At 68.7% G+C, this 12,058-nt stretch carries 8 protein-coding genes and 1 pseudogene; 2 read left to right on the top strand and 7 right to left on the bottom strand.

Translation table 11 applies throughout. From position 1 onward, the window contains the following. Positions 1–155: 155 nt before the first annotated feature. Complete coding sequence (locus tag ABEB06_RS39080) at positions 156–4,136, top strand: LamG-like jellyroll fold domain-containing protein (RefSeq protein ID WP_345694668.1); 3,981 nt, start codon at positions 156–158, stop codon at positions 4,134–4,136. A gap of 417 nt (positions 4,137–4,553) precedes the next feature. Here ABEB06_RS39080 and ABEB06_RS39075 read toward each other — a convergent pair whose 3' ends face one another. The 3 genes from ABEB06_RS39075 to ABEB06_RS39065 form a co-directional block, all read right to left on the bottom strand. Beyond that, positions 4,554–4,979 (bottom strand): hypothetical protein, encoded by a 426-nt coding sequence (locus ABEB06_RS39075; RefSeq protein WP_345694669.1) that lies wholly within the window; start codon positions 4,977–4,979, stop codon positions 4,554–4,556. Positions 4,980–5,638: 659 nt separating this feature from the next. Next, on the bottom strand, positions 5,639–5,884 hold the full coding sequence (locus ABEB06_RS39070; protein ID WP_345694670.1) for a hypothetical protein: 246 nt from the start codon (positions 5,882–5,884) through the stop codon (positions 5,639–5,641). 234 nt (positions 5,885–6,118) lie between these two features. After that, a complete protein-coding gene (locus ABEB06_RS39065) occupies positions 6,119–6,772 on the bottom strand; it encodes a hypothetical protein (protein ID WP_345702118.1) in 654 nt (217 codons plus the stop codon). Here ABEB06_RS39065 and ABEB06_RS39060 point away from each other — a divergent pair. Continuing rightward, positions 6,710–7,145, top strand: a pseudogene (locus ABEB06_RS39060) (transposase); the annotation flags it as partial. The gene ABEB06_RS39065 and the pseudogene ABEB06_RS39060 overlap by 63 nt on opposite strands. A gap of 120 nt (positions 7,146–7,265) precedes the next feature. Here ABEB06_RS39060 and ABEB06_RS39055 read toward each other — a convergent pair. The 4 genes from ABEB06_RS39055 to ABEB06_RS39040 form a co-directional block, all read right to left on the bottom strand. Continuing rightward, entirely contained in the window at positions 7,266–8,015 is a 750-nt protein-coding gene (locus ABEB06_RS39055; protein ID WP_345694664.1) for a transposase family protein, read from the bottom strand. A gap of 139 nt (positions 8,016–8,154) precedes the next feature. Beyond that, positions 8,155–8,919: a transposase family protein gene (locus tag ABEB06_RS39050; protein WP_425559557.1), complete on the bottom strand. Its 765-nt coding sequence runs from the start codon at positions 8,917–8,919 to the stop codon at positions 8,155–8,157. 649 nt (positions 8,920–9,568) lie between these two features. Continuing rightward, positions 9,569–10,609 (bottom strand): transglycosylase family protein, encoded by a 1,041-nt coding sequence (locus ABEB06_RS39045; RefSeq protein WP_345694672.1) that lies wholly within the window; start codon positions 10,607–10,609, stop codon positions 9,569–9,571. 95 nt (positions 10,610–10,704) lie between these two features. Further along, positions 10,705–11,916 carry an NlpC/P60 family protein gene (locus ABEB06_RS39040; protein ID WP_345694673.1) on the bottom strand — a complete coding sequence of 404 codons (1,212 nt, stop codon included), beginning with the start codon at positions 11,914–11,916 and terminating at the stop codon, positions 10,705–10,707. Positions 11,917–12,058: the final 142 nt, after the last annotated feature.

The raw sequence follows: 12,058 nt of genomic DNA, 5'->3' as shown, positions 1-12,058 counted from the left end.
AATCACTCGCTTCGCATACCGTTTGCCACCGTTGCAAAACGGACTATCTGACTGTAAGTCACATTGTGCGAGGGGGGGGATGTGGAGATATGTGTGCCGTATTACCTCTGTGCACTGGCATGTTGAGGGCGCATCAGTACGTGGGAGTTTCTTCTGTGACCAGACGCCGCCGCGGCCGGCCCGCCGCACAACGCCTGACAGCCGCCGGCGGCGCCTTCGCCGCCGTCGTCGCCCTGCTCGGCACAGCCGTGCCAGCCGCCGCCCAGACGTTCCCGTCGGCGAGTGAGATCGCCGCGATCGACGCGGAACGGGCGCAGCAGAAGCCGCCGGCCGGTGAGGTCGAGCAGGCGATCGCGAAGGCGAAGGAGAGTGGTCAGGAGGTGCCGGTCGAGTCGCTGACCACAGAGTTCAGCGAGACTGCGGCTACCCCTGACGGGCACCTGGGTCTGCGGACCCATCCCGATCAGCAGCGGGTCAAGCGCGGGTCCTCGTGGGTCGCGCTCGACGACCACCTGGTGGTGAACGCCGACGGTTCGTTCTCGCCGAAGGCGTCGGCCACGGGCGTGAGCCTGTCCAAGGGCGGCGGCACGAAGCTCGCCACGATGACCAGTGCGGACGGCAAGGGCCTGTCCCTGACCGTTCCGTTCACCCTGACTACGCCTCGGATCGACGAGGACGGCGACGGCCTGGTCTACCCCGAGGTCGCGCCTGACATCGATCTCAAGGCCACGGTCAGCAAGCTCGGCGGTGTCACGACGGTTTTTGTCGTCAAGACGCAGGCCGCCGCGGCGAGCCCGGTGCTGAAGAGCCTGCGCTTCGGTACCGAGGCGGACGGCGTCACTGTGAGCAAGGATGCCGGCGGCGGACTCATCGCCAAGGCTGCTGACGGCAAGCCTCGGTGGACCGCGTCCGCGCCCCGCATGTGGGACAGCTCCACCACCGACACTGCCCCGGCCGCCGCCAGCGGGGCGACGGCGACGAAGGCCTCGTTCACCCAGGCCACCACGGCCGACGAGACCGCCGACGAGGCCGTGCCGGCCGTCAGCACGGCCGACGTGCCCAGCGCGGCCGCCAAGACCGCCGTCATGCCGGTGACCGCCGACACCGCAGGTGTCACGCTGACACCCGACCAGAACCTCCTGGCCACCGGTACGGCCCCGTACTACATCGACCCGGACTGGCTCGCGTGGGCTCCGTCGGCGAGCTCCTGGACCTGGGTCCAGTCCGCCTACCCCACGATGACCTCGAACTGGAGGCGCTCGGGAAGCGACAGCAGCGACTACCCGGGCGTCGGCTTCTGCGGAACCTACGCAGCGGGCGGCAGCTGCTCGCCCACGTCGAAGTACCGCACGTTCTACCAGTTCGACATCAGCGCCCTGAGCGGCGCGGTCGTCAACGCGGCGTCGCTGGACCTTCAGCAGACCGTCTCCGCGAACTGGTCCTGCACTACCAAATACCCGGTCAGCCTCTACCACACCGGTGCGATCAGCGATCAGACGAACTGGAACAACCAGCCTCCTCAGATTGGCAGCGCTCTTGGCACCCTTGACCTCGGCGGCTCTGGCCGCTCCGGGTGCTCCAGCAACCTCTCCTTCAGCTACAACATCACGGGCACTCTCCAGCAGTACACCAACAACGGGCAGCTGACGTTCGGCCTGTACGGCAACGAGACCGACGCGAACGGCTTCAAGCGCTTCACCCCGCAGCCGTCCCTGTCCATCAAGTACGACCGCGTGCCCAACACCCCCACCAACCCTGGTGTCTCGCCGACGCCGCAGATCGCCGGCACCGGCCAGACCTACCAGGCCTGCGCGGACGACAACGCCAACAACTGGGCCTGGGTCGGCACGGGAGCCAACCAGGCCGGCGGCACCGTCCTGAACGCGACCGTCTCCAGCCCCGCCCAGAGCCAGCTGTATTCCTGGTCGCACATCTGGGACTACCAGAAGTCAGGTATGCCGGACGTTGCCGGCGGCCTGTCACCGCTGGTCGCCAGTGGCAGCAACGCTCCGTACTCCGTGCCGGCGGGCGTCATCACAGACGGCCACTCCTACGGCTTCAGCATCATGGCCACCGACCAGCTCCCCGGCGTGTCCTGGTCCGCCTCCACGCCGACCTGCCACTTCAAGGCCGACCTCACCCCGCCCACCGTCACCTTCCCCACCACGGTAAGCGACCCCGCCACCCAGTTCCCCCCGGCCGGCAACGGCCAGACCACCACCCTGTCCGTCGGCAAGAGCGGCAGCGTCCCCTTCACCGCCACGGACCCGAACCCCAGCGGTCTCTACACCTCCGGCCTGGCCTGCCTGCGCTGGAGCTACGACCCGCAGCTCGCCGGTGCCGCCTGGCAGTGCGGCGCGGCGCGCCCCAGCAGTCAGATCGGCATCACCCCGACCCAGTGGGGCACCAACAGGCTCTACGTCCAGGCCAAGGACAACGCCGGCAACCTCTCCCCCATCGCGCCGTACGCGTTCTACGTGCCGTGGAACCCGGCCGGCCCCGCGCCGGTGTTCGGTGACATGACCGGCGACGGCGTCCCCGACATCCTCGCCCCGGACAGTGCCGGCAACCTTCGCTCCTACACCGTCCCGGGCAACCCGATCGCGACCAGCGCGACCAGCACCCTCACCGCAGGTCCTGCCGATGCCCCCAACCGCACCTCCTGGGGCACGGACCCCACGCAGGTCGACTACCGGATCACCCACCGAGGCAGCCTGCGCGGCGGCACCCACGTCGACGACGTCATCGTCCACAAGGACAGCGACGCTGTGCTGTACCTCTACAGGAACCCAGGCAACAACAAGCCTGTCGGCGTCCTCGGCAGCTGGGAGACCCTGGCCCGGCCCGCCTGCACGGTCACCACGCTGACCCCGGACTGCACCGGCCACAACAACACGGACTGGGCGAACACCCTCTCCATCGCTGCCCTCGGCGACCCCACCGCGACCGACCTGACACCCGCCAAGAACTTCAAGAACCGCACCGGTCTGCTGACCGTGGAGAAGAACGCAGCCGGCACCGACGGGTCGCTCTGGTACTACCCGGCCACGGAGGACACCAAGCTCGGCCACCCGATCCGGATCGCCGCGACCGGCTGGCTGAACGTCGACCTCATCTCCGCCGGAGACTGGGCCAAGCAGGGCCACCCCGGCATCTGGGCCCGCAACCGCTCCACCGGCGCCCTCTCCCAGATCACCTTCACCACCGGCACCGACAGCGTCCAGGACCCCTTCGGCAGCACCATCACCTACGACGTGATCACGGGCATCGCCACCACTGCGGTCAGCGGCACCGTCTCCGCGACGACCTACCCCCGCATCGGCTCCGACAGCGACCTGACCGGCAACGGCAACCCCACCCTGTGGGCCATCACCACCACCGGTGACATCCACATCCTGACCGGAAAGCTCACCGGCACCGCCCAGGCCCCCACCTGGACGTACGACAACACCACCCCCATCCCCACCGGCCTGACCACCGCCGCCGGCGCGAACCAGTGGCCCCTCACCAGCGCCACCTACACCAACGGCAAGGCCACCGACACCACCGGCGCCAACCCCGCCACCGGCATCAGCAACCCCAACACACCCACCTTCACCACCGACCACAAGGGCACCGCCAACGGCGCAGCCGTCATCAACGGCAACTACTTCAAGACCGCCGCACCCGCCGTCGACACCAGCAAGAGCTACTCCGTCTCCGCCTGGGTGAAGCTCTCCGACACCAACAACTGGGAAACCTTCGTCACCCAGAACGGCAACGAACGCGGCTCCTACTACCTCCAGTACTCCCGGTCCTACAGCGCCTGGGCGTTCGTCGCCCCCGGCGACGACCACGCCAACACCGGCGTCTACAACGCGGCATTCCAGCTCACCCCGCCCACCCTGGACACCTGGACCCACCTCGTAGGCACTTACGACGCCGCCTCCCACGTCATGACGCTCTACGTCAACGGCACCTACGCAGGCTCCGCCTACAACCCCACCCCCTGGAACGCCACCGGCCCCGTCACCATCGGCGCCGACGCCGCCGCCAACTACCCCCCCTCCAACGTCACCCACGGAGCCGTCAGCGACGTCCGCACCTACCCCTACCCACTCACCCCCGCCCAGGTCACCAACCTCTACACCAGCTGACCACCCGGCCACTCCCCAATACGGCCCCGCCCACCACAGGTGGGCGGGGCCGCACCGTGTCTGAGGCGGACGAGCAGCGGCTCACCTGGGCTTACTCGACCAAGCCGCCGCCGAACGGATACGAGCGCTCGGGGGGGGCCATGACCGGGCCGGGCCTGCGGCAGACAGACCCCTGCAGGTCCCGATTGGCGAAGGGGAGCGCAGCGGCGACGGCGTCCCACGGTCGGCGCATCCGCTCGGCGGCGTACTTGCAGGCCTTCGAGCGAACCGCACGGCTCCCCGCCCACCAGCGGAAGCACGGACCGGGTGCAATGCCACAGCAGCGTTTGCTCCCACGCCGGTGGTGTCCTGACGGTAGGCGCGACCGCGGCGCAGCCCGCTGCACGCTCGTTCCCACCAGGAGGGCCTGGCGGGACGTCAGGCCTGCGCGTAGGCCCGGTCGGCCATCGTGGCGACCATCAGCGGGAACTCGTGCGGTGGCACAGCCGGCGAGGCCGGGAAGGTGGGCTTCAACGCCCCGGCGGGCCAGAACGCCACCCGGCAGGCCGAGCAGAACCAGGCGTGCTCCCACACCTGCATCCGCCGGGTCCAGATGACCTTGTGGAAGGACACCTGCTCCGCGTTGGCAGCGGGCAGCGGATCCCGGCCACGCGCCAGATGAAGCACCACCCAGAACCCGAGACCGGGCAGCGGCACACCGGCCAGCACCGCCCCCACACCCACCCCGGTGGCATCGGCGACCAGGACCGCCACCAGGGCGACTGCCAGATACCCGCCGACGATCAGCGCCACCGTCCGCGTGGCGGGGTTCCAACGGGGCTCGGCCGTGGCGATCTCGGTCACCGGCGGCGCGGCCGGCGGGGCCACTTCGACAGCGGGCGGATCACCCTCGTAGGCCTGGCGTGCCCTGAGGGTGCTGTCTGTTCCTCCGCACTGCGGACACTGCTCGGACACGGTCACTCGTTCCCCTCTGATGGTCCACGCCCGTCGACACCGGCGTTTGGTGTGCCTGCCGGTGGCGGAGATGCCGACACCGTGGAAGCCGAAGAGCCGACACACGAAGCGACCCGGCCAGGGCCGCGGTCTTGCGGCCCGCGACGCCCAGGACGCGCAGGTGGCTGACACAGCCGACCGAGATGGTGACATGCCGGGCCACCCCGCAGTGCCACTACCAACACAATGGTTGACTGCCGCGAACGAGCAGGTCAAGGTATCCCGCCTGGTCACACGCCGATCAACCACCCCACATCCACGCGGTCCCCGCTCAGGCCCCCTGTCCGCGCCATCACCGATTCGAGCCCCGACACGACCATGACAGCCGCAATGTCCCCCTCTGGCCGAATCACCCGGCCCTCACGGCAGGAAAAGCCGCGGCCCGTAGCCCGCCCGAACGCGCAAGGCCGCACGCGCCGGAGTCTGTTCTGAGAATCCCGGGGAGTGGCGTGGTCGAAACGGACGCTTGTGACAAGCGGATGCGGGTGAACAAGAGAGCCGGGGCGCGCTCACCCCAACTGCTGCCGGGCGGCCTTCTTGGCCTCTGCGTTCGCCCGTACAGCCACCGCCTTGGGAGAGTCCCCGTACCACCACCACGTGTACCCGACGCTTCCCAGGAACAGGACTACGAAGACGAAGAAGACCGGATCGGCCTCGAGCTGCCAGCCTCTGGCCGCGCGGTAGAGGGCCACGCCGGTGAGCACGATCGCGCCTTTGAGCAGGGCAGCCGACGTCTTCTTGGTACGGAGATTCATGCGCGCACTGTAGGGCCCAGCGGTGACGTCGACCAAGTGTCAGGACAGAAGGGCAATACCGGGGCTGATCTGCCGAAACGCCACATATGACCACCCAGCGCGTGCCGGGACAGCACCGGTTCTCCCCACGCAACCGCGCCGGGCATCCGGCAGCCGGGCCGGTGGTGCTGCTCGCGGGTGTGCGACTGCTCGGCCCGGCCCAGACGGCGGGAAACACCGCCCCCAAAGGCGCTCCTACTCCCCCGCAGTCTGCACGAGGACTCGGAGTTCCTCGCGGTCCGCGGGCAGCCCGGCTGCGCGCAGCCAGGTATCCCGGTTGGCGATCGTCCCCCAACAGGGCTCGTGTTTCACCAAGGCGGTCAGGAAGGCGCTCTGCGGCGGTGTCAGGCCGGCTTCGGCCATGTAGGACTCTCGGAAGGCGAGGGCGAGCAGCGGGCCCCAGTCCCGGTCGACGGTGTACTGGCTGCACAGCGGGACGAGAGCGAGCGCGGCGGGAAGGACCCGCTCGAAGCTCTCGGCGCGCTCGAGGAGCCCGTCCAGTACGGTGAAGCGGAACCAGCCGTCCATCTGCGGCAACGGCTCGTCGAACCAGCCGTCCACCGCACCGGGGTCGGCAAGCGCGGCCAGCAGATGGTCGACCGCCGACGGGCCGGCGGTGCCGAGCGCGGCGCAGGTGCGCACCGCCGGGTCCTCGTCGGTGAGCAGTGCTGCGGTGTCCCGTCCCCAGTCGGCCAGGGTGAGCAGGGCTCCCGCACGTTCGCGGCGCGGCCCCGGGGTGTGGGCGATGTTTTCCAGGCGGTCGGCCGCGGCGGGTATCCGGTCGGCGAGGCCGCCTGCGCCGCTGCGGACGACCTTGCCGAGGCCTCGGTCGAGCTGTTCGAACAGCACCCGGGTCCTCGCCGAGATCGGCGACGACCGCACCCGCTTCGCCGACGCCAAGGCACTCAAGGCCTACGCCGGATCGGCGCCCGTCACCCGCGCCTCCGGCAAGAGCCACGCGGTCATGGTCCGCCGGGTCAAGAACCAACGCCTGGCCGCAGCCGGCTACGTCTGGGCCTTCGCCTCGCTCACCGCCTCGCCCAGTGCGCGAGCCCACTACGACCGCTGCCGCAAGGCCGGAGACCGCCACAGCTCCGCCCAGCGCAACCTCTACAACCGTTTCCTCGGCTGCCTCCACCACTGCCTGGCGACCGGCACGCTCTACAGCGAGAGCACCGCCTTTCCGGCCCCTCCCAAGCTCGAACTTGCCATCGCGGCTTGACCGCTATCCCCATCGGATGTCTCACTCAACCGCCCGGGAGCTCTGTCCGTTTCTCCCCGGCCCACGACCGCTGGCCGTCACCCGATCGGTGGCCGCCCTGAAAACGCTCAATGAGCATTTTCAGCGTTGCCTCTCCAGGGTGAGGACCGCCCTGGCGGCTGACGTGAGCCAGTTGGGGCTGCAGCGGGCGTGTCGGAAGATGCGCCAATGCTTGAGGGTGGCGACGCCGCGCTCGACCGGACAGCGGAGCCTGGCATGGGCCTTGTTCAGGGACCTCTCCTTCGCGGTCAGCTCGCGTTTGGGCCGGCGGCGAACCGGAACGGCGACGCCTGGGCCGGCTCCGGTATAGGCCAGATCCGCGAGCGCCGGGATCCGCAGCCGGGCGCAGGTCTCGACGATCCGGTGGTGCCGGGCCGCGGTCAGGTCGTGGATTCGGCCCGGCAGCGGTCGTGAGATCCACGCGAGCTTGCCAACGGGATTGGTGATGACCTGCAGGTTCACGCCGTGGCGGCGGTGCTTGCCGCTGTAATCGGCACGGCCGTCGCCGACCCGGTCGCACTCGGCCAGGGTGCCGTCGACCAGTACGTATGCCCCGTCCGTCTCGCGAAGGGCCCGGGTCAGCCCCGGCGCCTTGCGGGCGAGATGCCCGGTCACCGCACGAACGTAGGCGTGGGCCGTACCCACGCTGATCCCGAACCCGGCCGCGATCTGCGCGAGCGTGTCGTGCTTGCGCAGGTACACCAGCGCGACGATCGCGCGTTGCGACGGCCGGAGCTTGCAGCGCCGGTCACCCTCACGGGTGACAATCAGCATGGTGACCCACTCCACCAGCGCGTGCGGCAGGTCAAGTGATGCAGGATAGACAACCAACGAGGCTCTCCGGCCACCGAGTTGAGACGTCAGACATCTCACTCAACCGCCGGAGAGCCTCGCTCGTTTCGCTGCCCGCTGACGTCACCCAGCCGTCACCCGATCGGTGCCCGCGCTGAAAACGCTCAATGAACCTCTTTCATCTTGAGTTTTCGCAGCTGAGGAGGGTGTGGACGGCAGCGACGAGCGGGCCGATGCGGTTGGTCGAACAGCGGGCTTTGCGGAAGATCCGCCATGACTTGAGTCGGGCGAAGGCGCGTTCACCGGGTGCCCTGAGCCGGGCATGGTCGCGGTTGTACTGCTTGTAGTGTTCGGGCAGTTCGTCGTGGCGGTAGTAGGGAGTGCGGACGGTCGCGCCGGCGCCCTGGTAGGCGCGGTCGGCGAGAACCAGGATCTGCCGGGTCAGGCAGGCCTGGACGATGCCGTGGGCTCGGGCGGCGGTGAGATCGTGGGTGCGGCCGGGCAGAGCTCGGGAGAACCACAACGGCGTGCCGTCCGGAGTGGCGAGGACCTGCACGTTCATCCCGTGCTTCCGGTGCTTCTGCGAGTAGTACGGCTCGTCCGCGGCGATCCGGTCGGTCGGGATCAGCGTTCCGTCGACGATCACGAAGTCGCCCTCACCCAGACCCACCAGCGCCTCGCGCAGGCCCGGTGCCCAGGCGGCCAGAAGCTCGACGGTCTCGTCGACGTACCGCCAGGCGGTCGCCTGCGACACCCCGAAGCCGGCTCCCAACTGTGCGAGGGTCTCGTTCTTCCGAAGATGGGCCAGGGTGAGCAGGGCCTGCTTGAAGCAGCTCAAGCGCCGCCAACGCGAATGCAGTTCACGCCTTCGGGCGTAGATCAGCCACGAGACGTGCTCAACGAGCTCGTGCGGGACATCGAGCATGGCAGGATACGAGACCAAGCGAGGCTCCTCGGGCGAAGCGCGGTGCGTAGAGAACACCAGCGCAACGACCAGGAGCCTCGCCTGTTACTCCACCTGTTCTGACCAGCCATTTCACCCCGCCGGGACAGGATGAAAGAGGTTCAATGACACGCGCGAGGCACCACGCGAGTCCCCGGGACCCCATCCCATGCCTCGCACGACGAATTCAACATATCGACGCTGTCGACACCGAGAAGCCTCCCCGCCTCGCGCGAGGCGGGGAGTTCCATGCCCCCGGCGGCTCGGCGGCGGGCACCCGGCGGTCGTCGCGACCGAGGCCGGCGTCCAGCAGGTCGCCGCGAGGGCCGGGCACCTCGACGCCACCGGCGGATGCCACGCGATCAAAGTCGGCGGACGCACGATCGATGCCTCACGCGCCGATGCACGGCCGGAACCGGGCCGCGTGGCGTTCCGACCCTCCTCGGGCGCTGTCGGGAATTCATGGATGGACAATGAAATTCCCGGCCTCATGAAGGTGGCCGGGAATTTCATTGCTGGCGACACGGAGGCCGCCCATCGATCCGATCGGCAGCCCGAGCGGGGCGTACGGACAGCTTTGGCTGCGCTTTCGAAGCCTGGGCCTACCGTGTCTTCTCGGGAGTCCGGCTGGCGTTTCAGGTTGGTTCGGTTACCACTGGCCGATGACGGGGATGTCGCCGTTCACGCCGTAGCGGGGGCTGCTGTAGACGCCGCCGCCGTCGAAGGTCGCCTCGATGAAGTCGGAGTACTGGGCGCGGTAGACGCCGACCTCGTCACGGCCGTCGCCGTCCCAGTCGCCCTTGATCGGAGCGTCACCCGGGTTGCCGTACTTGAAGTTGTGGGTGGTCGTGGTGCCGCCGGTGGTGGAGTCCGTCATCGCGAAGGTCTGGTCCGACGGCCGGTAGATCCCGACGGTGTCCTTCCCGTCGCCGTTCCAGTCGCCCACGATCGGCTTGTCGCCCAGGACGCCCAGCTTGACGTGGTACACCTCGGTCGCGTTGTCGTCGTTGGTCAGGTAGAACGTCTGGTCCGACGGCCGGTACACACCGATGCTGTCGACACCGTCACCGTTCCAGTCCCCCACCAGCGGCACATCGCCCGGGTTCCCGTACTTCGGCTGCTTCACCGCGGTCGAGTTGTTGTCGGTCAGGTAGAACTTCTGGTCCGACGGCCGGTACACACCGAACGTGTCCTTCCCGTCCCCGTTCCAGTCACCCGACAACGGCACATCACCGTTCGCACCGAACGACGCGTAACCACCATTGCTCAGATAGAACGTCGCATTCGACGGCCGGAACACACCCACCGACGACGCGGCGGCCGGATAGGGGTTGGTGCGGTCGGTGTCGAGGCCGGTGTTCGGCCAGCACTCCCAGGCATGGTAGCCCTGCGGGCCGTTGAGGACCTTCTCCGCTATGAGGATCTGCTGCTGCTTGGTCGCCTGGTGGGGGTAGGCGGCGTACTGGGTGCCCCCGTAGCCCTGCCAGGTGGGGAGGTCGAACTGCAGACCGCCGTAGTGGGCGTTGCCGGTGTTGGCGGCCCAGTTGCCGCTGCTCTCGCACTGGGCGACCTTGTCCCAGGTGGCGACGGACGCTGCTTGGGCGGGGCCGGCGCAGATGGCGAGTGCGGTGGTGGCGATGCCGAGGGCCACAGCGGCGGCGGCAGCGGTGCGGGTCTTCTTGCGGATCATCAGCGGGTCCTCTGCGGAAGGCTGGTCGGGGCGCGGGGCAGGAGGGAGCGCGCAGCGGCGGTGGTGCCGCCGCGCGCTTCACGAGGGGGACTGGGTTACCACTGGCCGATGACGGGGATGTCGCCGTTCACGCCGTAGCGGGGGCTGCTGTAGACGCCGCCGCCGTCGAAGGTCGCCTCGATGAAGTCGGAGTACTGGGCGCGGTAGACGCCGACCTCGTCACGGCCGTCGCCGTCCCAGTCGCCCTTGATCGGAGCGTCACCCGGGTTGCCGTACTTGAAGTTGTGGGTGGTCGTGGTGCCGCCGGTGGTGGAGTCCGTCATCGCGAAGGTCTGGTCCGACGGCCGGTAGATCCCGACGGTGTCCTTCCCGTCGCCGTTCCAGTCGCCCACGATCGGCTTGTCGCCCAGGACGCCCAGCTTGACGTGGTACACCTCGGTCGCGTTGTCGTCGTTGGTCAGGTAGAACGTCTGGTCCGACGGCCGGTACACACCGATGCTGTCGACACCGTCACCGTTCCAGTCCCCCACCAGCGGCACATCGCCCGGGTTCCCGTACTTCGGCTGCTTCACCGCGGTCGAGTTGTTGTCGGTCAGGTAGAACTTCTGGTCCGACGGCCGGTACACACCGAACGTGTCCTTCCCGTCCCCGTTCCAGTCACCCGACAACGGCACATCACCGTTCGCACCGAACGACGCGTAACCACCATTGCTCAGATAGAACGTCGCATTCGACGGCCGGAACACACCCACCGACGACGCGGAGTCGACGATCTTGTTGTAGCGGCGGGCCGTGTAGGTGCTCATCTTGTGGCTGCTCAGCATGTCGTCGTTGAAGGAGGCTCCGCTGACGTGCTTGAGGGGCGTGGAGCCGAACGAGTAGTAGGAGAACGTGGTGTGGTTGCTGTCGTCCCAGTGGTCGAACAGGACGACGTGCGCGGGGCTGTCGAGGATGTCGCCCGGCTTCAGGTCACTGCGCGCGATCTCGGTGGAGTACGCAACCAGGCCGTCGGTGTTCGGGCCGTTGCTTCCGCCGGCCAGGTGCCAGGCCATGTCCACGTACCCGCCGCAGTCAGTCCGGTACATGGTTCCGGAGGAGTCCGGGGCCGAGCCACCCTGGTCGTAGATGAGATTCTGTCCGTACCAGTACTGGGCACGGGCGATGACCTCCGAGCGGGTGATCTGGCCGCCGACGGAGGAGGCGGCGTGGGCGGCGGTGGCGGTGAACGTCGTGGTGGCGATCGCTCCCGAGGCGGTGATGGCGGCGGCCAGGGCGAAGCGGGCGATCTTGGAGCTGGCAGAAGGCATGGCGGAATCTCCTGTGACAGAGGCGGGCGGCAGTGGCATCGGGATGCCGGAAGAAGGTGATGCGCCGGGCGGGCAGGGCGTGCGCGGGGCGGACGGCTGTCCTGCAGGAACAGCGGTCGGGTCGGCGCGGCCTGGAGCCGGC

It is taken from the genome of Kitasatospora terrestris (genome assembly GCF_039542905.1).
Lineage (GTDB): Bacteria > Actinomycetota > Actinomycetes > Streptomycetales > Streptomycetaceae > Kitasatospora > Kitasatospora terrestris.
Note: the sequence above shows the minus strand (reverse complement) of the source record. Positions and strands in the feature narration are given on the sequence as shown.